Source organism: Micromonospora maris AB-18-032 (assembly GCF_000204155.1).
GTDB classification, from domain to species: Bacteria; Actinomycetota; Actinomycetes; order Mycobacteriales; family Micromonosporaceae; genus Micromonospora; species Micromonospora gifhornensis.
In genome coordinates this window covers 12,091-33,540 of sequence record NC_015434.1, presented here as the reverse complement: position 1 = coordinate 33,540, position 21,450 = coordinate 12,091, and the positions used below count along the sequence as shown (strand labels likewise).

Below are 21,450 nucleotides of genomic sequence, written 5' to 3'. Positions count from 1 at the left end.
CTCCCTCACGTTGTTAATAGGGGGCCCTTCCTCTACACGAGGCGTTAACAAGGTGCCCTTCCTTTCGACAGTGGCGGGGGTGGGGGCAGGGGCGGTACGTCGGTGGGCGACTGTTCGGGTCGCCTTCTGACGACCCCGACGCGCCCGTTCAGCGCCGTACGCTGAGTTCGTGGCCGGTCGTGCGAGGGAGCAGGCGTTCCGCCCCTGGGTCGTCGATGTGCTGCTCGGGGTGGGTGTCACAGTCATCGTCTCGATCGTGATCAGCGCCAACGAGGGTGGCCGGCACGGGCCGGAGCGGGTCGCGTACCTGTGGGCCGTCGGTCTCGGCGCGCTGATGCTGGCCCGTCGCCGCTACCCGGTGCTGGTGCTCGCCGTGACGGTGCTGGGCCTGTTCGCCTACTACGCCGTCGGCTACCCGGCGATCGGGTTGGCCGTGCCGGTCGCCGCCGCCCTCTTCTCCGCCGCCGAGTACGGGCGACTGGTCGCCGCCGTCACCGCCGCCGTGGTGGTCACCGTGGTCTCGGTGGTCTTCCGCCTCGCCGAGGGGCAGGATTTCGCCTTCGTGGTCGGCTACGAGTTGGCCGGGCACGTCCTGTTGATGGGCGCGGCGATCGCCCTCGGCGACAGCGTGCGGTCCCGTCGGGCGGCGCAGGCGGACGCCCGGCGGATCGCCGAACTGACCGCCGCGCGTTACCAGCAGGAGGCGCAGACCCGCGTCCAGCACGAACGGATGGCTGTCGCCCGGGACCTGCACGACTCTCTCGGGCACACCGTGTCGGTGATCGCCCTGCACGCCGACGTCGCGCGGGAGGCGTTGGGCCGCGACGAGGCCACCGCCCGCTCGGCGCTGGAGTTGATCCGGTCGGCGGCCGGTCGCAGCATGATCGACCTGCGGCGCACGGTGACGCTGCTGCGCTCGCCGGACGACAAACGCCGCACGGTCGTCTCGCTTGCCAACCTCGACGCGGTCACCCAGGCGGCCGGCGCGGCCGGCTTCGACGTCGACGTCCGGGTCGACCTCGACCCGCCCGTGCCCGGTCCGGTCGAGGCCGCCGCGTTCCGGATCGTGCAGGAGGCGATCACCAACGTCGTACGACACTCCGCCGGCAGCCGGGTCGAGATCCGGGTCCGCCAGGACGAGGACCGTCTGACCCTGTCGGTCATCGACAGCGGCACCGACGCGGAACTCGAAGCACCGAAGGCAGGCACCGGACCGCCAGGCATCGGGCACGGCATCGCCGGGATGCGGGAGCGGGCCGAGAGCCTGGGCGGTCGACTCACCGCCGACCCGGTGCCGGGCGGTTTCGCCGTCCACGCCGAACTTCCGCTGGTCGGGCCGGCATGACCAGCGTGCTGATCGTCGACGACCAGGATCTCGTCCGGGCCGGCATCCGTACCCTGCTGTCGGCCGATCCGCAGATCGACGTGGTCGGGGAGGCCGCCGACGGCCGGTCCGGGCTCCGGCTGGCCCGGCAGTACAGGCCGGATGTCGTACTCATGGACATTCGGATGCCGGTGCTGGACGGCCTGGCCGCGACCGCCGCGATCCGGGCCGACGCCGGGCTGGCCGCGACCCGGGTGCTGATCCTCACCACGTTCGACGACGACGAGGACATCATCGAGGCGGTGAGCCTCGGTGCCGCCGGCTACCTGCTGAAGGACACTCCCTCGGACGAACTGCGCCGGGCGGTGCTGACCACTGCGGCGGGCGGGAACCTGTTGTCGCCCACGGTCACCCGCCGGGTGATGGAACGGCTCGCCGCCGCACCCCGCCCGGCTCGTCCCGATCCCCGGTTGGCCGTCCTGACCGAGCGGGAGCGGGCCGTGCTGGCCCGGGTCGGATTGGGTGAGACGAACGACGAGATCGGCAGGGCGTTGTTCATCAGTCCCGCGACCGCGCGCACCTATGTGAGTCGACTGCTGGCCAAGCTGAACGCCCGGGACCGTACGGCGCTGGCGGTGATCGCGCATCGGGCCGGGTTGAGCGAGCCACCCGACGACCGCTGATGCGCAATGCGTTCGCCGACATCGGCCCTGCGGTCGTACCCTGCGGCAATGCTGTTGCGGATGTCCACCACGCTGCTCCGGACCCTGCGCGACGACCCGGCCGACGCGGAGGTGCCGAGTCATCGGCTGCTGCTGCGCGCCGGATACCTGCGGCGGGCCGCGCCGGGCGGCTACACCTGGCTGCCACTGGGCAAGCTGGTCCTGGACCGGGTCAGCGAGATCGTGCGGGCCGAGATGGCGGCGATCGGTGGCCAGGAGGTGCACTTCCCGGCACTGCTGCCGGCCGAGCCGTACCGCACCAGCGGGCGGTGGACGGAGTACGGCGACGACATCTTCACCCTGGCCGACCGGCGCGGTGCCGAGCACCTGCTCGCGCCGACCCACGAGGAGATGGCCGCGTTGCTGGTGAAGGAGCTGTTCACCTCGTACCGGGATCTTCCGGTGACGCTGTTCCAGATCCAGACCAAGTTCCGCGACGAGGCCCGTCCCCGCGCCGGTCTGCTGCGTGGGCGCGAGTTCCTGATGAAGGACGCGTACTCCTTCGACCTGGACGACGAGGGTCTGCGGGCGGCGTACGGCCGGCACCGCGCGGCGTACCAGAAGATCTTCGACCGGCTCGGCCTGGACTACACGGTGGTGCACGCCGTGTCGGGGGCGATGGGCGGTTCCGCGTCGGAGGAGTTCCTGGCCACCGCAGCGGTCGGGGAGGACACCTACGTCGGCTGCACCGACTGTGACCATGCGGCCAACACCGAGGCGGTCACCACGCCCGTGCCACCGGCCGGCGATCCGCAACGGCCACCGGCCGTCGAGGTGCACGACACCCCGGAGACGCCGACCATCGCCAGTCTTGTCGCTCTCGCCAACGAGCGGGCGCTCGGCGGTCGGACCGACTGGACGGCCGCCGACACCCTGAAGAACGTGGTGCTGACCGTACGCCGCCCGGGTGTCGAGGAGACCGAACTGCTTGTCGTCGGGGTGCCCGGCGACCGGGAGGTGGACCTGAAGCGGCTGGCCGCCGCACTGTCACCGGCCACCGTGGACATCTTCGACGGCTGGGACGCCCATCCGGAACTGGTCCGTGGCTACATCGGGCCACAGGTGCTCGACAAGCTCGGTCTCCGTTACCTGGTCGATCCCCGGGTCGTGACCGGGACGGCCTGGCTGACCGGCGCCAACGAGCCGGGCCGGCATGCCACAAACGTGGTCTGCGGTCGGGACTTCACCCCCGACGGCACGGTCGAGGCGGCCGAGGTGCGTCCCGGCGACCCCTGCCCGGCCTGTGCGCAGGGCCGGCTGACGATGCGCCGGGGCATCGAGATCGGGCACATCTTCCAACTCGGCCGCCGCTACACCGATGCCTTCGCCGTCGACGTGCTCGGCCCGCAGGGCAAGCCGGTACGACTCACCATGGGCTGCTACGGCATCGGGGTGTCCCGGGCGGTGGCGGCCATCGCCGAACAGCACCACGACGAGCGGGGACTGGTCTGGCCGACGTCGGTCGCACCGTGCGACGTACACCTGGTGGCCGCGGGCAAGGGCCCGCAGCTCGACGCGGCCGTGGACCTCGGCGCGCAACTGGCCGCGGCCGGCCTGCGGGTGCTCGTGGACGACCGGGTCGGCGTCTCGGCCGGGGTGAAGTTCACCGACGCCGAGCTGATCGGCATCCCGCGCACCGTCGTGGTCGGCCGCCGCCTCGCCGACGGGTACGTCGAACTGCGTGATCGGGCCACCGGCGAGCGCGTCGAGCTGTCGCTGCCCGACCTGCTCGCCCAGCTGGCGCCGGCGACGCAACGGTGAGCCTCGCGCCGAATGGGGTGTAGTCGCCGGAGAACGGGGTACCGCATTCCGATCGGCCGAAACGTTGCATGGAGGCTCTCATGTCCGACTACCGCGTCGCCGACGTGATGACCCGACAGGTCATCTACCTGCCGGCGGAAACCACCCTCGACGAGGCGGCCCGGGTGATGAAGGAGGCCGACATCGGTGATGTCGTCGTCACCGAAGGCGCCACCCTCGCCGGTCTGCTCACCGACCGCGACATCGTGGTCCGGGCGGTCGCCGCCAACAGCGACCCCACCAGTACGACGATCGGCTCGATCACCACCCGCGAGGTGGTGATGATCGAGCAGAACTGCTCGGCCGGTGACGCGGCGGCGCTGATGCGCGAACGGGGCGTACGCCGGGTGCTGGTCTGCGACGCCGAACGCAAGCTGGTCGGCATCGTCTCCCTCGGCGACCTGGCCGTGCAGTTCGACCCGCAGTCCGCCCTCGGGCAGATCAGCGAGCAAGCCCCCACGCTGTGAGGGCGGCACGCCGGTAGCCTGGCGGGATGCCCGAGATGCCGAGCAAGCTGGCCGAGATCGTGGACGAGTTCGCCGCCGCCCCGCGGGACGTGGTGTTGGAGATGCTGCTGGAGTACTCCGACGCGGTGCCGCCGCTGCCCGCCGGGCAGGAGGGCCACGAGGGCATGGAGCAGGTGCCGGAGTGCCAGACGTCGTTCTTCCTGCGCGCCGAGGTGACGCCCGAGGGCACGGTGCGCACCCTGTTCGACTGCCCGCCAGAGGCGCCGACCACTCGGGCGTTCGCCGGCATCCTCGCCGAAGGGCTGGCCGGGGCCAGCCCTGAGCAGGTGCTCGCCGTGCCGGACGACCTGTATCAGCGGATGGGCCTGGCGCAGGCGATCAGTCCGCTGCGGGTGCGTGGCGGCACCGCCATCCTGGGTCGCCTCAAGCGGCAGGTGCGGGAACAGATCGCCGGGTCGGCGAGTTGACGCCGGTTATGGAGATCGACATCTACGCCGACGTGGTCTGCCCCTGGTGCTGGATCGGCCGGCGGCGGCTCGACCTGGCCCTGGCCTCGTACGAGGGCAAGGTCACCGTCCGGCAGCGTCCCTTCCAACTCGACCCGACGCCGGTGACCGAGCCCCGGCCGCTGTTGACGGCCCTGGGCGAGAAGTTCGGCGGGCCGGGTCGCGTCGGTCCGATGGTCTCCCAGGTCACCGAGATCGGTGCGACCATCGGGCTGGATTTCCACTTCGAGCGGGCGATCGCGGCCAACACCTTCGACGCGCACCGGCTGATCGGCTGGGCCGACGAGCGGGGTCGCGGCGCTGAGATGGTCGAGGCGCTGCACCGCGCCCACTTCACCGACGGGGTCGACATCGGTTCCGCGGAGGTGCTCGCCGCCGTCGCCGCCGAAGTCGGCCTGGACGGCGCCGAGGTCCGCCGGTTCCTCGACTCCGAGGCGGGAGTCGCCGAACTCACCGACGAACTGGCCGCCGCTCACCAGATCGGGGTGACAAGCGTGCCCACCTTCGTGTTCGCCGGCAAGTACGTGGTCGCGGGCGCTCAGGAGCCGGCCACGCTGCTGGCCGCCCTCGCCGAGGTGGAGCGACGCGAGGCCGCCGACGGCTGAGTCGCCGGCGATGTTTCACGTGCAACAACATCGACGGTGATCAGCCGCTAGACCGGCTTGGCCAGGTCCTCCACCACCCGCGCGTTCGGCAGCGCGGCCAACGCCGCCCCGGGCAGCGCGATCTTGCTGTGCCGTACGCCCGATCCGACGATGACGTACGGGGTGGCGACCACGCGCGCGTCGATCAGGATCGGCCACTGCGCCGGCAGACCGATCGGGGTGATCCCGCCGTACTCCATGCCGGTCAACTCGACCGCGTCGGTCATCGGCGCGAAGCTGGCCTTACGGACATCCAAAGCCCGGCGGGCCACCCCGTTGACGTCGGCCCGGGTGGTGGCGAGCACCAGGCAGGCCGCGTAGCGGATCACGCCCTCACGCTTGCCGGCGACCACCACGCAGTTCGCCGACTCGTCCAGCCCCACCTCGTACGCGGCACAGAACTCGGCGGTGTCGGCGAGGTCGGCGTCGATCGGCGCGACAAGCACCGAGTCGACCTCCACCGGGGCGTCGGTCGGCCATGCGGCCAGCGCGGCGGCGACCGGCGCGGCCAGCAGATCGGGGCGGGTACGGGCAGGCTCGGTCTTCAACGTTCCCATCACAGCTGAGATCGTCGCATCCGCCGCAGGTCACACCGCAGGCAGCCGACCGAATCACCGGGCCGTACCGGGCCGGACCGTCAGCCGTTGTTGCTGAGGAAGCCGTGCTTCTGAAGCAGCGCGCGATCCCGGGCCGCGGCCATCTCCTCGGCCCGCTGGGCCTGCACGCGCCGCATCTCGACGTCCTCAAGGGCATGCCGGACGGCGAGCCGGATCACCCCGTACAGGAAGATGAACCCGCAGACGTACAGGATGCTGGTGGCGACGAACGTGAGCATGATTCGACCCTAGGGCGGGCGTACGGCGAGACGTGTCATCTCCGGCACCGTCCCTCATTCGGGTGAACGTCCGACTCATCGCACCAGGTCGACGACGGTGATCGCGAAGAAGATCGCGATCACCGCCTCGCTGACTATCCACGAGTGGGTGTCCGCCCACCTCCTGATCCTCGGCAGCACCACCTCGGCCCGGTGCCCGAGCAGCAGCAGAGCCAGCAACGGTAGGGCCAGCAGGGTCAGGGTGAGCAGCACGAACGGCAGCAGATGCCACCAGGCCTCGTCACGTCGCGCCGCGGCAGCCCCGACCGCGATCATCGTCAGGCCGTCGGTCGGATTCGCCAGGAAGAGCAGCAGGCCGACCCGGAACGCGTACCCGGGGCTGGCGTGCTGGAGCCGGCCCATCCAGCTGGGCGGTCCATGGTGGCGAAGCAGGTAGACAACGATCGCCAGCACCACCAGCACCCCGAGGACGAGCCAGTCGATGTTCCGCTCCACAGCGCCACGTTCACTGCCGGTCGAGAACCGGATCCGGAACAACCGCAGCGCCAACCAGGCCACCGTCGTACCGCCACCCACCACGATCGCCGCACCCGCCAGGTAGCCCAGCGACGCGGCCCGCGGCCGATCGGAGGAGGCGAAGAAGACCGCCGCCACCAACTGGGTGCCGGCGACCATGACCACCGCCAGCGGCAGCAGCGTCAGGAAAACCATCGGCAGCCGATCACCGCCGGACACGACCGGCCCGCACTCATCCCGACCCTCCCCATGTACCGCCGTCATCCGGCATTCCACCCACCGAACCGGCTCATGCCCACCCGAACGGGAAAACATCCCCCACCCGGAAGGGCATAACGGACGCCCCGGCGGGAAGCCAGGCCGCCGGGCACGACCGGTAGGAGGCGAGATGCGGTACGGCAGAAGCAGCGGGAAGCTGACCAGGCACCCGATCCGTGCTACCCGTCGATGACGTCCCTCGGCGGCCTCGTCCGCCGCCTCCGGCCACCGGTCGACGTGCCGCTGGTGAACGATGTAGCCCGCGACGCCGGCGCAGCCGTCACCCGGCTGGCCCGCACGATCGGGCTCAGCAGCCGCCGGGTCTGGTCCCGACCGGGACGCCACCACATCGAGGTGCACGGCGTCTGCCAGGACGGCGGTGACGTCCTCGCCCGCCAGGTCGAAACGGCGCTGCAACGAATGCCCGGCGTGCAATGGGCCCGCGTCAACGCCCCCTCCGGCCGGGTCGTCGTCGCCGTCGACACACCCGGGCCGAAGGTCCGCGAACTCATCGCCACCATCGCCCGCACCGAACGCACCTGCCCGCACGAACCCGACCCGGACATCCCCCCGCCGCAACCACCCGAGGAAGGGCCACGAACCGCCCGTACGCTCGGCGCGCTCGCCTCCGACGCCCTCGGCCTGACCATCTCCGCGGCCACCCGCATCCTGCCCATCACGCCGATCCCCGCCGAGGTCGCCGGTCTACTCGGCGCCGTCGACCTGCACCCCAGGCTGCACGCCCTCGCCGGACTCGGCATCCGCAGCGACCCCCGCGCCGACCTGCTGTTCCCGCTCGCCGAGGCGGTCGTGCAGGGCCTCGCCGGTGGCTGGACGGGCATCGTGCTCGACGGGGCCCAGCGGATCGTGCAGTGGGGCGAAGGGCTGGCCCAGCTGCGCGCCTGGGAGAAGGCGGAACCTCGCCTCACCGGGGAACCGGAGCGCGCCGTCGCCCGTACGCCCGACGGTGAGCGGCCCTGCCCGAAGCCGGACAGCACCGTCGACCGGTACAAGACCCGGATGCTCGGCGGCGGGGTGGCGGCCTTCGCTGCGGCGGCACCGGTGATCGGCCCGAAACGCGCCGCCGCGCTGGGTCTGTCCGCGCTGCCGAAGGCCCCCGGCAGCGGCCGGGAAGGGTACGGTGCCCAGCTCGGCTGGATCCTCGCCAAGCGCGGCGTCATCGCCATGGACCGCAGCGTGCTCCGCGAACTCGACCGGATCGACACCCTGGTGCTGGACACCCGGGTGCTCGGCACCGACCGGGGCGTACTGGCCGACCTGGCCCCGCTGCCCGGCGCCGACACCTCCCAGGTGGCCGCGCGAGCCTTCGCCCTGTTCGATCCGGACGCGCCGGGTGAACTACGCCGACTGGACGGCTGGCAACTCGGCCCCCTCGACCGACTCGACGTACGCGACCCTGGCGACACGGACGACAGCCGCCGGCTGCGCGAACGTGGCGGAAACCTGCTCGGCCTCGCCCAGGGCGACACCCTGGCCGCCGTGCTCCGGGTCGATCCGGAACCCGCACCGGGCGTCGACAGCCTGCCGGCCGTCGCCCGGCAGGCCGGACTGCGGATCATCGTGGCCGGCGGCGACGCCCAGCGACACGCCTTCGCCGACGCGCTGCTGCCCGGCGAGGACCAACTGGCCGCATCGATCCGCGTACTGCAACGCGAAGGCGCCATGGTGATGCTCGTCTCCGGCGACCGGGCCGCACTCGCCGCCGCAGACTGCGGCCTGGGCGTCGCCGACCCGGAGGCGCTGCCACCGTGGGGTGCCCACCTGCTCATCGGCACCGACCTGCGGATCGCCGCACTGATCATCGAGGCGGCCGGGGTGGCCCGCCGGATGACCGTGCAGAACATGCGCGTCGGTCTGGCCGGTACCGGTCTCGGCGCACTGAGCGCACTCACCGCCGACCGTGCCGTCCTGCCCGTCCGTACCCTCGCCGCGGTCAACGGCGCGGCGGCGCTGGCCTTCGGTCACGGCGTGTGGCGGGCCACCCGACTGTCGGAGCACGCCGAAACACCCGCCCCGGCCATCACCGCCTGGCACCTGATGCCGGTGCCGACCGTCCTGCAACAACTCGGCAGCAGCCCCGACGGGCTGACCGACACCGAGGCCGAACGCCGCCAGGCCAGCGGCCCCGGCGAGGCGGGCGGCCGCGGCGGGCTGCTCCGCGCCTTCGCCGACGAACTGGTCAACCCGCTCACCCCGATCCTGGTCACCGGGGCGGCGCTCTCCGCCAGCTTCGGTTCCCTGGTCGACGCGGCCCTGGTCGGTGGAGTCGTCGGCGGCTCCGCGCTCGTCGGCGCCGTGCACCAGCGCAACACCGAGAAGGCCCTGTCCCAACTGTTGTCCCGCTCAGCGGTGACCGCCCGGGTTCGCCGATCCGGCACCGAACGGATGGTGCCCGCCGACGACCTCGTACCCGGTGACGTGATCGTGCTCGAATCCGGCGACGCCGTGCCGGCCGACTGCCGGGTGCTGGACTCCGTCGGCCTGGAAGCCGACGAATCGTCCCTGACCGGCGAGTCGCTGCCGGTCAGCAAGAACGACCAACCGGTGGTGGCCGCAGCCGTCGCCGAACGGCGGTCGATGCTCTACGAGGGCACCACGATCGCCGCCGGACAGGGCACCGCCGTGGTGGTGGCCACCGGCGCCGACACCGAAGCCGGCCGCAGCCTCGCCCTGGCCCGCCAGGCACCACCGGCCAGCGGGGTCGAAGCCCGGCTGGGCAACCTGACCCGCGCTGCGATCCCCCTGGCCGCCGGTTCGGCGGTGGCGGTGGTCGGTGCCGGGCTGCTGCGCGGCGTACCCCTGGGTCAGACCGCCGCGACCGCCGCGAACCTGGCCGTGGCCTCCGTGCCCGAGGGACTTCCGTTCCTGGTCAGCGCGGCCCAGCTGGCCGCCGCACGACGCCTCGCCGGGCACGGCGCGCTGGTCCGCAACCCGCGCACCATCGAGGCGCTTGGTCGGGTCGACGTGCTCTGCTTCGACAAGACCGGCACCCTCACCGAGGGACATCTGCTGCTGGCCGGCGTCGGCGACGCGGACGGGTACGCCTCGACGGAACAACTCGACGACCGGCTGCGACAGACCCTCGCGGCCGCGTTACGCGCCACCCCCACCGCCGACGACCCGGAAGAGTTGTCCATGCAGACCGACCGCGCGGTGCTGCGCGGCGCACGCGCCGCCGGGGTGCACGAACAGGACGCGGCTCCGGGCTGGCGGGCGGCGGGCGGCCTGCCCTTCGAACCCTCCCGCGGCTACCACGCCAGCGTCGGCGAAACCCAGGGCCGGATGCTGCTGAGCGTCAAAGGCGCACCCGAGAAGGTGCTGCCCCGATGCGCCGCCCGCCGCACCGGCGGCCACGACGAACCGCTCGACGACGCCGGCCGCGCCGACCTGCACCGGCAGCTCGGTGAACGCGCCGGGGCGGGACACCGCGTCCTCGCCATCGCCGAACGCTTCGTCGACGACCCCGACATCACCGACGACGACGTGGCCGACCTGACCTTCACCGGCTTCCTCACCATCGCCGACGGAGTACGGGACAGCGCCGCACCGGCCGTCCACCGGATCCGGCAGGCCGGCGTCCACACCATCATGATCACCGGTGACCATCCGGCGACCGCCGAGGCGATCGCCGCCACCATCAGCCACGGCGAAGCCCAGCGTGTCGTCACCGCCACCGAACTCGACGAACTGGACGACGACGCCCTCGCCGACCGGCTCGCCGCGACCGACGTGGTGGCCCGCTGCACCCCGACCCACAAGGTCCGGATCATCCAGGCCCTGCAGAAACGCGGACGGACCGTGGCGATGACCGGCGACGGCGCCAACGACGCACCCGCCATCCGCCTCGCCGACGTGGGCATCGCCCTCGGCCAACGCGGCACCCCCGCCGCCCGGGCCGCCGCCGACCTGGTCGTCACCGACGACCGGCTGGAAACCATCATCGCCACCCTGGTCGAAGGCCGCGCGATGTGGTCCTCGGTACGCCACGCGCTGAGCATCCTGGTCGGCGGCAACCTCGGCGAGATCGCCTTCAGCGTGCTGACCGCCGCCGCCACCGGCCAGGCCGCCCTCAACGGCCGCCAACTGCTCCTGGTCAACCTGCTCACCGACATGGCCCCCGCGATGGCCATCGCCGTCCGCCCACCCGCCGCCGACCACGCCGACGGCATGCTGCGCGAGGGGCCGGACCGTTCGCTCGGCCAGACCATGACCAAGGAGATCGGCCTCCGCGCGGCCGCCACCACGCTGGGCGCGACCGCCGGCTGGACGTTGGCCCGCTACACCGGCCGCCGCCGACGCGCCGGCACCGTCGCCCTGGTCTCCCTGGTCGGTACGCAACTCGGGCAGACCGTACTGGCCGGCGGCACCAGCCCGACCGTGCTCGCCTCCACCGCCGTGTCGTTCGGCGTACTGGCCGCGGTGGTGCAGACGCCCGGGGTCAGCCAGTTCTTCGGATGCACCCCGCTCGGCCCGGTCGGTTGGACAATCGCGACCGGCTCCGCCCTCGGTGCCACCCTCGCCAACGGCGCCATGACCAGACTGGTGGCCCGACTACCCCCACTCGACCGCCCGAACGCCGACCACACTGGCCACGGTGACCACCAGTCGCCGGAGCCGCCGTCCTGAGGTCGGTTCAGGCCGTGACAGCACCGCCCGCACCGGCCCTGGTCAAGACGGTGCTCACGGCTGGCCGACGATCAGACGGAGCGACCCGTTGAAGGTCGGCTGGGCGCGCAGGTGCCCGTGTCTCGCTTCCCAGACACCCGAGTCGAGGTCGCCCCGGAGCCGCTCGACGGCACGGGCGGTCGCCGCCTCGTCGACGAAACCCCACGCCGACTGAGCGGCCCGGACCGCAGGGTCGAGGAGACGTTCCGGGCGGGCGTAGTAGGCCTCGGTGAAACCGTCCACACAGTCGACAGGAATCGGCACCTCGATGACACTCACCTCGGTGCCGATGGCCTCCGCGATGGTGCTGATCACCGGATAGCGGCGGCGCTCCACGGCGATCAGCTCCGGGGCGTACTCGGCCAGCCAGAAGCGATCGAGTGCGGCACCGTCGAAGGTGAGCACCACCACCGGACCCCGCGCGACCCGACGCAGCTCCGCCAGCCCGCGGGCGGTGTCCGCCCACTGGTGCACGGTCACGGTCGCCATCACCGCGTCGAAGGCAATGTCGTCGAACGGGATGGACTCGGCAGCGGCGTTCAACGCCGGTACCGCCGTCGCGGGCCGCTGGCCACGCATCCGCGCCGACGGTTCGAGCGCCACCACGTACCGGTCGGTGGGCTCGTAGGAGCCCGCCCCCGCACCCACATTGAGAACGGTCCGGGCGTCGCCCAACGCCGTGTGGATCAGCGCCGCGATGCGCGGATCGGGGCGCCGCTGCGAGGCGTACCCCTGGCCTTCTGTCTCGTAGTCGAAGTCACCGACCGGTGTGCCAATCATGCGGGCACGCTAAACCCGCACCTCGGGGTACGGGTCAAGTCGACGTTGCGGCCTTGACCCGTACCCCAGGGTTCGGGTTTAGCATCGGGGACGTGCGGGTGGGTGAGCTGGCACGTCGGACCGGAACGACCATCCGGGCGCTGCGGTACTACGAGTCCGTCGGGTTGGTCGTACCCCGCCGCCTCGGCAACGGCTACCGCGAGTACGACCCCATCGCGGTCCGCCTGGTCGCCCAGATCCGGGAACTGATGGCGCTCGGCCTCAGCGTCGAGGAGACCCGCCCGTTCGTCGAATCCATCGCCGCCGGTGCCGACGACACCGACGTCTGCGCCGCCGCGCTGGCCACGTATCGGGGCACCGTCACCGCCCTGCAGCAGCGCATCGGCAAACTGACCGCGCAACGCGACGCCCTCAACGCCCGCCTCGACGCCGCAGCCACCCGCGTCGCACCCGGCCAGTCACCCGCCGACACCCACCCACCCGACCTGATCGGCAAACCCCTACCCGCACTGGCCTTCTACGCCACCGACGGCCGACCAGTCGACCTCGCCGCACTCGGCCCCGGACGCACCATCATCTTCGTCTACCCGCTCACCGGCCGCCCCGGCGTCGACCTGCCGAACAGCCTTCTGGAGGTGGCCGGCGCACTGCGGGACACCGAGCAACCAACCTGGTTCCGCGACCACCACGCCGAACTGCGCACCGCCGGCGCCGACCGCGTCTACGGCCTGTCCGCACAATCCACCGGCTACCAGCGCGAACTCGTACACCGGCTGAGACTGCCGTACCCACTGATCCCGGACCCGCGCCTCAGCCTGGCCGCCGCCCTCGGCCTACCGACCTTCACCGCCGGCGACATGACACTGTACGAACGACTCACCCTGGTCATCGCCGACGACGTGATCGAGCACGTCTTCCACCCGATCCACTACCCGGCGTCACACACCCTGGACGTCATGCGCTGGCTCACCAAGAAGCGCCTACCCGACGCGAGGTCGGGCGGGTGAGCTGGCTGCGGCTACCGCTTTCGCGCTTGTCAAGCCGCTGGTCGCCCTAGTCTGACCCCAAGGATGACCTGCGACGGTACGCCACCGACTTTCTCGGCACGCTACTGCTGGTCTTCCAGTTCGCCGGCGCCACTGTCGCCAGCGCCGTGATCTGGGGCCTGGTGCGTTGGGGAGACGTGGTGGACCAGACCGGCGCGCTGGGCAGCAACGGGTACGGCAAGCTCCGCATCCGGGTGCCGAGGGCTCGTGTCGCCCTGATCGCCCGAAGGGCTGGTCAACAGCGAGATCATGTTGCGTGGTGGAGCCCAGGGGACTCGAACCCCTAACCCCTGCCTTGCAAAGATCAAGACTCCTGTCGGCTGATGTCGGCCACTGCCGCTGGCCTGCTCGCCGTGTCGCCTACCGTCGACCCCGGACCGTGTCCGTCGACGGGCTTGGCTGTACGGATGGCTGTACAGCCACCTTCTGATCCGTAGCTCCGGGCAGTGCTGTCTGTACAACTGCCTACGCTGGTAGCCGGCCGCTAGTTGTCGCCTGGCATCGGCTGCGGGCCGCTTGCTGTACTTCGCTGCTGTACTGCCGCGCCAGTTGCAACCTGCGCTTGTCATGCGGGCTAGCGAATAAGCCCACTGTGTGGTCGTCTAGATTCAAGGCGATCTACGACCAGCGGGGCGGTGTGGAGTTGAGCGGTCTCTGGGTTGCACGACTGAACATCAGCACCCGGACCGCGCAAAAGATCATCCAACGCCACGACATCACGCCGGACGAGGTTCGCGCGGCGGTTGTCTGCGTCGAAGGCCTGACCTACGTCTGGGATGAAGATCCAGAGCGCGGAACACGGGCAATCGTGCAAACCTTCGTACGAGGTCGTACCACCTTGGTTGTCCTCTACGACGCAGATGACCCGTTGGGTGACGTTTACAACCTGGGGAGCGCCTACTTCCGCTAGGGGCTGGCGAAGGCGGCTCTCAGGGGGCATCATGACGCTATGAGCCGACGGGACGAAGAGTTCTACGAGGCAGACGAGCCGCTGGACAAGATCGTCGATGCGTTCGAGCGCGGCGAGAAGCGTGTAACTCGCGCTCCTGAGCTGGGACAGACAGCGTACCTCAAGGTCAAGGGCCGTTTGCTGGGACGTGGCGTGCCGGTGACAAGGCCTACGACGCGCTCTGAGAACAAGGCCACCAAGGAACTGATCAGCAACTAATGGCGTCGCCGCTGGAAGTGCAGCTGATTCTCTGTGACGCCGCGCAGGCTGAGGCCAGGACCGGGAAGGTCCACATGCTTGGCGCCGGTTGGTCTGTGACCTCAAGCCCCACCCAACATGCCGTCGCACTGTTGATTAAGGTTCCATGGGACCGAGCGAACCAGAAACTTAAGCTCTCGCTTCAGTTGCGTGACGGCGACGGGAAGCCAGTTGAGCTCTCAACCGACCAAGGGCCTGCTTCTGTACAGGCCGAGGGGGACATCGAGGTAGGCCGGCCGCCTGGCCTTGCACCGGGCAGCATGCTCGACGCCTCGTTCGCGCTCAACGTTCCCCCTCTACCGCTGTCTCCCGGCCGTTACGAGTGGCATCTTGATCTAGCAGAGAAGACAGAGTCGGCCTTCTTCACCGTGCGCTGAGAAATTTCGCCAGCTGCGATCCGGGGCGAAGCGCTACGCTTCCGGTCAAGATCAGCCGTTCTGGCCTCGCTCCGACGAGGTGCGCTGGATGCCCGTAGCGGAACACTTCGGTGTGAACCTCGATCTCGCTTGTTGTCGTTCATCAGCGGATGCCGGTCCCTGCCATCGCGCAGCCTCCGACCATCGTCACGAGGCGCTGAGCAACGGCGGGCATCATGCGTCTTGCTGACGATCGCGCCAGCAGGACGCTACGCTGTTCGGGCGGGGTCAGGATCGGATCGCGACCCCAACGGCAATCGCTAGAAGGATCAGCACCGGCGACGCGTAACCTGCGGCAATCAGGGCCTTCTCTCTAGTTGTCCTCGGTTCCAGGTACTCGTCCGGCCCGAGAACGTTGGGCCAACCGTTGCGGTACTCCACTCGATGTCCCTCGGGTACCTCGACTTGGATGGTCGGCCTGGTTGTAGCCGAGATCAGGGCGTGAATGCCGTAGACGGGCAGCCAGCAACCGGCGGTAACGACGGACAAGATAATGTGTGCGGCATGCCAGGAATGGCCAAGACTGCCCGTTTTGAGAGTTAGGGTTTGCATAGTCAGCGCCAAGTGTTCCGATCCGGTGAATTCACCTGGGTGACCGTAGCGAGGCCACTCACGAGGGCTAGACATTCGTCAGGTACCCGACGAAACCATGCTGCCATCCCGATGTTCCTCTGGACGCCAAGCTCCACCAACCGGTTCGCTGGTGAGGTCGGACTGCTTCGTCGTCGGCACTGGTCGGCTGGCTTGGCTGGCCGGATGGCCGTACCACTTGGTCAGTAGGCTGGCGGCCATGCGGGACAGGTTGAACAGCCCTCAAATTCCTAATCAAATGCAAGGCGGCCAGATCGGTCACTTTGAGGTCGCATACGACGCAGCAACAAGACGACCCGGACTTCACATTCCATGGTCGGGACTCAGTCTCGGGCTTTTTGCAATCAGTATGACCTCTATCGGCACCCTCATCGTAGTTGTTAGCATTAAAGACGTCGACCTGCTTTCTACGATTGCCCTAGCCCTCGCGGTGCTCGCATTTGCCGCTCAACTAATCGTTTCTCTTGCCCAGGCTCAAGGATCCGCACAGCAACTAACCCAGACCGAAAGGGTTAACACCGAAACGAAGTCGGCGCTTTCAGAGGTCAAATCTACCGCCAATGCGCTACTGACGAATCAGTCCGACCAGTTCAACAAGATACTTTCGGCGCTCCTACGTTCCGCCACTGAGGATGCCGTTCGCGAAGTGGCCGAAGCATCGTCCGATGCCGGCAAGACGGCACCTGGGCAGGCAGAAATCCTTGACCCAGAGGCCGTGGCGGAGCGCGTAGAAGAGAGAGTCAAGCGGCTTCTTTCTAGCCAGTCAAATATCGGTGCACCTGATCGAGGTGTACCATACAGACTCCTCCTGCGCCCAGATATAGGATCAGACTCACTCTCGATGGCGCGAACATTGAGCCCCGAAGCGATTCTAGTTTTCGCGTCTATAGTTGCCCAGCACGGAGCAACCAAAGGAATGCTTAGCATCTCGCGGCCCGCTTCAGTGGAGGCGCCATCTCTGCAAGAACTATCCGATAGAGGGCTTATCCGACTGGCTGCAGCCCGCGAAGATCGCCAGAGGATTTACTTCACCGGTTCAGGAAGAGTGCTGGCCATGCTTATCATGGGAGACCATTTTAGAAATCCGTGGTACTGGACTGTATTGCTGCAGGGAAAGCCGGAAGCTCCGGAGTAACCGCCAACTGCCATCCCGTCTGCCGCCGACCCACACTCTGTGGAGCGGGCCAGGGCCAGGGTGACAAGGTGGAGCGCCCTACCGGACGAACGACCTTGTCGCCCTGGCCCTGGTCTGCTCGGCTTGCCTGGGTCGGCGGTGGACGGGATGGCATCCCTCAACCACTACCACCCACGGCCGGAACGGTTCGGCAACTCCATCCTGGAGTCGTCTGGCCCCCGCCGGAGGCACAGTCTCTGACCCCAACCGCTGCCCTACCCTCCGCCCCCTCCCTCACCTTCACCTCTTTCCCACCTCGGACCCGTGAACGGTCGGCGTGATTCCGTTCGGCAACTCGACCGGCCCTGCCGTCGACTGGTCCGCGGTTCCCCGTCATGAGGCTGAATGCGTGATGTGAGGTAGGACGTTGTCGTCCTGGTCCTGGTCGTCCTCCGTGTCAACGCCGGCTGAACTTTGACCCCTCTGTTCCGGTCGAATTTTGACCCCCTCGCTGGTTGTTGATGTTCAGTCGTTGGTCTTGGTGGCTGCGGGGACGCGGCCGAGGTCGCGGTCTTTGAGCCGGTAGCTGTCGCCCTTCATCGAAATGACCTCGGCGTGGTGGACGAGGCGGTCGATCATGGCCGCGGCGACGACGTCGTCGCCGAACACTTCGCCCCACCTGCCGAAGGGTTTGTTGCTGGTGACGATCAGCGAGGCTCGTTCGTAGCGGTTGGAGACCAGCTGGAAGAACAGGTTCGCCGCTTCGGCTTCGAAGGGGATGTAGCCGACCTCGTCAACGATCAGCAGCGGGATCCGGCCAAGCTTGACCAGCTCGTCTTGCAGCCGGCCGGCGTGGTGGGCATCAGCGAGGCGGGACACCCACTGGGCGGCGGTGGCGAACGCGACCCGGTGCCCGGCCTGGCAGGCTCGGATCCCGAGGCCGATGGACAGGTGGGTCTTGCCGGTGCCGGGCGGGCCCAAGAAGACGACGTTCTCCTTCGACGCCACGAAGTCGAGGGTTCCCAGGTGGGCGATGGTCTCCCGCTTCAGAGAGCGTTGGTGCTCGAAGTCGAACTCCTCCAGGCTCTTGCGGGCCGGGAACCTCGCTGCCCGAATGCGTCCCTCACCGCCGTGAGCCTCCCGGGCGGCGACCTCGCGTTGCAGACAGGCGGCGAGGAACTCCTCATGCGTCCACGACTCCGCCCGGGCCCGCTCCGCCAACCTCTCGACGGAGGCAGCGAGGGACGGCGCCTTGAGAGCGCGGGTGAGGAACGCGATCTCCGAGGCGACGTTGCGGCTGGTCTTGGCGGCCATCACGCAGCCACCTCATCCAGGCCGAACAGGCGGTCGTAGTCGCTCAACGGCCGGCGTTCGACCTGGGCGTCGACGGCGGTCGTCGGGGTGCGTTGGGCAGCGACGCGCAGGTCCGCGGCGGCTTGCCGGTGGGCGGGATCGGTGATGCTCTGATGCTTGGCCCAGCACCGGTCATGCCGGGTCACCGACCGGCCGTCGCAGAACACCTGCACCTGGTCGCAGTCGGCGGTGACCTCAACCCGCCGCCCGACCACCGACGGGTGCACCGAGTAGTCGTTGCCGTCCACGCGCACGTAATGATCGCGGGGAAGTCGGGTGGTCTGCCGCCAGCCGACCACCGGCGCAACCGGTGGCAGCGGCAGCATGGCGGCCCGGTCGGCATCCCACCGGTCCAGCGGGCGGCAGCCCAGCACACGGTGCTGGCGGTTGTTCGCCCGCACCAACCACTCGGTGAGCTGGGCGTTGAAGTCCTGAGGTGAGCCGAAGCAGCGTCCGGGCAGGAACGACGTCTCCAGATAGCCGTTGGCCCGCTCCACCAGGCCCTTGGCCTCCGGGTCCGCCGGCCGGCACTGAATCACCTTGATGCCCAGGGTGCCGCGGAAGGCATTCATCGCCTCGGTCAGCTGCGGCCGCCCGGTCCGCCACTGCCCGACGGCGGACTCGTTGTCCCACACCAACGCCTTGGGCACCCGCCCCCAGCCGGAGATCAACGTCCAGTGCCCGACCAGCAGGTCCGCCGACTGCCGCGACGGGATCATCACCGCCGACAACCACCGCGAATACCCCGACACCATCACCAGCACCGGCGGCCTGCCGACCTGCCCGAAACCCAACGGCACGTCCGCCGGCGGGAACCACAGATCGCACTGCGCCAGCTCTCCCGGCAGATACTCCGTCCGCTGGCTCGGGTCCGGACGGCGGAACAACGGCCGCAGTTGCTGCACCCGATCGGCGAACACCGTCTTGCCGCGGGTCCACCCCACCCGCTCCATGATCACCGTCGTCGGCATGTCCGGGAACTCCGCCAACAACGCCCGGATCTGCGGCTCCACCGCGTCCACGATCGAACCCTTCGCCGCCCGCTGATAGCGGGGCGGCTCATGACTGGCCAAGGCCCTGCGCACCGTGTTCCGCGAGACCCCCAGCCGACGACAGATGGCCTTGATCGCCATCCGCTCCGCCCGGTGCAACCGACGGATCTCCGCCCAGTCCTCCACGCTCAGCACCTCCCGATGCTTCCGGAAGGGGTCAAAATTCAGCCGGAACCACGGGGTCAGTTTTCAGGCGGAGCCGACACTCCGGGACTCGTCACCGGTTCCCTTCACGGAACCACGGGTGACGCGCGGGGCGGGCGTGGCTTTCGGGCCGGCTGACTTACCGCCCCGCCGCCGAAGGCGGGCGGGGCGGCGGCTCCGTCAGGAGCCGGTTACCGCGCCCGGCCCGCGCCGCGCGGAGCGCGCTTGATCTAGTACAGGCCAATTCGGCAACAGATCACAGAAAGCTCCGAGCCGACCAAGGCCAACCACGACACCACCTGGCCGACCGGCACTCGTGCACCCAAAACGACCGAGCAACCCGCGACCCGCAACGGCATCCGTCCGAAACGAGCTGCCTGCCGGGACCGCGGTCTGCCGTTCCCTGGGATCTCTTCCGCTGAGTCCGCGTGCTCTGCCAGCTCTCTGCCTGGCCCGGCCTACTGCTTCTTCCGCCACCCTCTGCCCGACACCTTCACCTCATCCGGCGTCGCTCTTGGATATCGCTGGGCGGATGTCGTCCAGGACGTGGCGGTGAATGACCTCGGCCGCCGTACGTGGCGACATCTCGGCGGTGTTCAGGAAGAGGTCACGCTCGGCTAGTGGTTCGGTGTCGTCCCATGCGCGGAGACGTGCGGCTGTGTCGCCAGTGTGCCGGGAGATGATCCGCTGCTCGGCAACGTCTCGCGGGCACCAGAGGTAGACAACCAACCACCGGGCATCGGAAACGGCGGCCGTGACCGCAGCGACGGCGGCACGCTGGCCCAGGTGCACGACCGGCACCCCGACCGAAAGCTGCTCTACCAGCGATGGGCGGTCAACCACGTAACGGGCGCCGTACCGGTGGTTCTCCCAGACGACTTCGCCACGCTGGTGCAGCTGGTCAAGTGTCGCTGCGTCGGTGATCCGGTAGCCGGTGGTGCGTCCCGGTCCGACCTTCATGCGCTGGTAGAGAGTGAAGCGGGCGTCGAGGTCATGCAGGGCGGTGGTCACGGTGTCCTTACCGGCCGCGGGCGGGCCGTACAGGATTACGCCACGCATCAGGGTGCTTCGTCCGCGAGGATGGCCTTCACCAGTTCCTTGGCCTGCTCTTGCAGGGGCCGGCTCGATGCGCAGTTGTCCACTACGAAGTGGTCGCCTGGCGGGCGGAAGTCGAGGTTGATGCCGCTCAGGTAGCGGTCCCAATCCGCCAGTTTGAAGGCGTCGCGGGCAGCTCCTCGGCGGCGTACGTAGGTCAGCATCGTGTCGCCGTCGCAGTACACCCAGACCACAGTCGGGATTGCCTTCGCTGCCTCGTAGTAGGCGCGGGTCCGGGCCATCCAGGCGGGGTCGTTGAACTCGCGGATGAACGGCGCGGTGACGATCACGCTGTTGCCGCACTGCACGTTCTCGCTGGCCGCGTCCTGGAGGGCCTCGTACTCCCTCGGCCGGATTGTGTCCAGGTACGTCTGCGACTCCCGATCGTGTGGCGATTGGCCCAGCGTCTCTAGGGCCGCCTCGACCACCGGCCGGGTCAGCGTGTCCTTGTCGAGCATCGGCCAGCCCGTCTCGCGCGCCAGGATGCGGCCCAACTCGGTCTTGCCGCTGCCTGCGTACCCGCCGATCAGGATCACGCGGGGACGCTGCGGACGGACCTCGCTACGGCGCAGTTGGTCAGGAGCGTTCACTACGCGCTTGGACCGGGACTCGTTGATGACGAGCCCTTCCTCAGCCAGGACCTTCATCGCCTCGGTGATGGTGAAGACGCTGACGCCCCACTCCTCAGCGAGCTTCCTGGTTGACGGCAAGGCGGTGCCGTGGACGAGCCGACCTGCCTCGATCTCGTTGCGGATGTTGCGCGCCACCTGCTGATGCCGGGCCTCCGGCCGCTCGGTACGGCCGTGGGGAGAGGTCATCACGGTGCTCCCTGCTGGTCGGGTTTGCACTGTTCGGGCTGGTCCGGCTGTGAGGGCTGACCTAACCGTTCGGACT

At 69.3% G+C, this 21,450-nt stretch carries 20 protein-coding genes; 12 read left to right on the top strand and 8 right to left on the bottom strand.

The features are described 5' to 3' along the window. The first annotated feature begins 169 nt into the window (after positions 1-169). The 6 genes from VAB18032_RS00175 to VAB18032_RS00150 all read left to right on the top strand — a co-directional run bounded on the left by VAB18032_RS00175 (position 170) and on the right by VAB18032_RS00150 (position 5,424). A complete protein-coding gene (locus VAB18032_RS00175) occupies positions 170-1,345 on the top strand; it encodes a sensor histidine kinase (protein ID WP_013730733.1) in 1,176 nt (391 codons plus the stop codon). Next, positions 1,342-2,007: a response regulator gene (locus tag VAB18032_RS00170; protein WP_013730732.1), complete on the top strand. Its 666-nt coding sequence runs from the start codon at positions 1,342-1,344 to the stop codon at positions 2,005-2,007. Before VAB18032_RS00175 ends, VAB18032_RS00170 begins: the two co-directional genes overlap by 4 nt. Before the next feature lie 48 nt (positions 2,008-2,055). After that, the gene (locus VAB18032_RS00165) at positions 2,056-3,807 is read left to right on the top strand and encodes a proline--tRNA ligase (RefSeq protein WP_013730731.1); all 1,752 of its coding nucleotides are present in this window, start codon (positions 2,056-2,058) and stop codon (positions 3,805-3,807) included. Positions 3,808-3,887: 80 nt separating this feature from the next. After that, complete coding sequence (locus VAB18032_RS00160; RefSeq protein WP_013730730.1) at positions 3,888-4,313, top strand: CBS domain-containing protein; 426 nt, start codon at positions 3,888-3,890, stop codon at positions 4,311-4,313. Positions 4,314-4,339: 26 nt separating this feature from the next. Next, a complete protein-coding gene (locus tag VAB18032_RS00155) occupies positions 4,340-4,780 on the top strand; it encodes a SufE family protein (protein WP_013730729.1) in 441 nt (146 codons plus the stop codon). Between the two features lie 8 nt (positions 4,781-4,788). Next, a complete protein-coding gene (locus VAB18032_RS00150) occupies positions 4,789-5,424 on the top strand; it encodes a DsbA family oxidoreductase (RefSeq protein WP_013730728.1) in 636 nt (211 codons plus the stop codon). Between the two features lie 47 nt (positions 5,425-5,471). Here the strand turns inward: VAB18032_RS00150 and VAB18032_RS00145 are convergent, their stop codons facing one another. The 3 genes from VAB18032_RS00145 to VAB18032_RS00135 form a co-directional block, all read right to left on the bottom strand. Next, entirely contained in the window at positions 5,472-6,020 is a 549-nt protein-coding gene (locus VAB18032_RS00145) for a YbaK/EbsC family protein (RefSeq protein ID WP_013730727.1), read from the bottom strand. 80 nt (positions 6,021-6,100) lie between these two features. Then, complete coding sequence (locus VAB18032_RS00140) at positions 6,101-6,298, bottom strand: hypothetical protein (RefSeq protein WP_013730726.1); 198 nt, start codon at positions 6,296-6,298, stop codon at positions 6,101-6,103. Between the two features lie 75 nt (positions 6,299-6,373). Continuing rightward, entirely contained in the window at positions 6,374-7,009 is a 636-nt protein-coding gene (locus VAB18032_RS00135; protein ID WP_043722451.1) for a GAP family protein, read from the bottom strand. Positions 7,010-7,261: 252 nt separating this feature from the next. Between VAB18032_RS00135 and VAB18032_RS00130 the strand changes: the two genes are divergently transcribed. Further along, positions 7,262-11,719: a cation-translocating P-type ATPase gene (locus VAB18032_RS00130; RefSeq protein WP_013730724.1), complete on the top strand. Its 4,458-nt coding sequence runs from the start codon at positions 7,262-7,264 to the stop codon at positions 11,717-11,719. A gap of 54 nt (positions 11,720-11,773) precedes the next feature. Here VAB18032_RS00130 and VAB18032_RS00125 read toward each other — a convergent pair whose 3' ends face one another. After that, on the bottom strand, positions 11,774-12,538 hold the full coding sequence (locus VAB18032_RS00125) for a class I SAM-dependent methyltransferase (RefSeq protein WP_013730723.1): 765 nt from the start codon (positions 12,536-12,538) through the stop codon (positions 11,774-11,776). Positions 12,539-12,630: 92 nt separating this feature from the next. On the opposite strand from VAB18032_RS00125, the gene VAB18032_RS00120 reads away from it, so the two are divergent. From VAB18032_RS00120 to VAB18032_RS31355, 5 genes are all read left to right on the top strand, one after another. Continuing rightward, positions 12,631-13,545 (top strand): MerR family transcriptional regulator, encoded by a 915-nt coding sequence (locus VAB18032_RS00120; protein WP_043719161.1) that lies wholly within the window; start codon positions 12,631-12,633, stop codon positions 13,543-13,545. A gap of 676 nt (positions 13,546-14,221) precedes the next feature. Beyond that, complete coding sequence (locus tag VAB18032_RS00115) at positions 14,222-14,494, top strand: hypothetical protein (RefSeq protein ID WP_415877986.1); 273 nt, start codon at positions 14,222-14,224, stop codon at positions 14,492-14,494. 39 nt (positions 14,495-14,533) lie between these two features. Beyond that, the gene (locus VAB18032_RS00110; RefSeq protein WP_013730720.1) at positions 14,534-14,752 is read left to right on the top strand and encodes a hypothetical protein; all 219 of its coding nucleotides are present in this window, start codon (positions 14,534-14,536) and stop codon (positions 14,750-14,752) included. Further along, positions 14,752-15,168, top strand: coding sequence for a DUF6941 family protein (locus VAB18032_RS31360; RefSeq protein WP_148272160.1), 417 nt, complete (start codon positions 14,752-14,754; stop codon positions 15,166-15,168). The genes VAB18032_RS00110 and VAB18032_RS31360 overlap by 1 nt, the downstream gene beginning before the upstream one ends. An 829-nt stretch (positions 15,169-15,997) precedes the next feature. Beyond that, positions 15,998-16,933, top strand: a complete 936-nt coding sequence (locus tag VAB18032_RS31355) for a hypothetical protein (RefSeq protein ID WP_148272159.1) — start codon at positions 15,998-16,000, stop codon at positions 16,931-16,933. Positions 16,934-17,437: 504 nt separating this feature from the next. Here the strand turns inward: VAB18032_RS31355 and istB are convergent. The 4 genes from istB to VAB18032_RS00085 all read right to left on the bottom strand — a co-directional run bounded on the left by istB (position 17,438) and on the right by VAB18032_RS00085 (position 21,323). Then, a complete protein-coding gene (gene istB / locus VAB18032_RS00100) occupies positions 17,438-18,226 on the bottom strand; it encodes an IS21-like element helper ATPase IstB (RefSeq protein WP_013730719.1) in 789 nt (262 codons plus the stop codon). After that, complete coding sequence (gene istA, locus VAB18032_RS00095; protein ID WP_013730718.1) at positions 18,226-19,452, bottom strand: IS21 family transposase; 1,227 nt, start codon at positions 19,450-19,452, stop codon at positions 18,226-18,228. Before istA ends, istB begins: the two co-directional genes overlap by 1 nt. A 507-nt stretch (positions 19,453-19,959) precedes the next feature. Further along, positions 19,960-20,472, bottom strand: coding sequence for a kinase (locus VAB18032_RS00090; RefSeq protein ID WP_232510638.1), 513 nt, complete (start codon positions 20,470-20,472; stop codon positions 19,960-19,962). 47 nt (positions 20,473-20,519) lie between these two features. After that, positions 20,520-21,323, bottom strand: a complete 804-nt coding sequence (locus tag VAB18032_RS00085) for an AAA family ATPase (RefSeq protein WP_232510636.1) — start codon at positions 21,321-21,323, stop codon at positions 20,520-20,522. Positions 21,324-21,450: the final 127 nt, after the last annotated feature.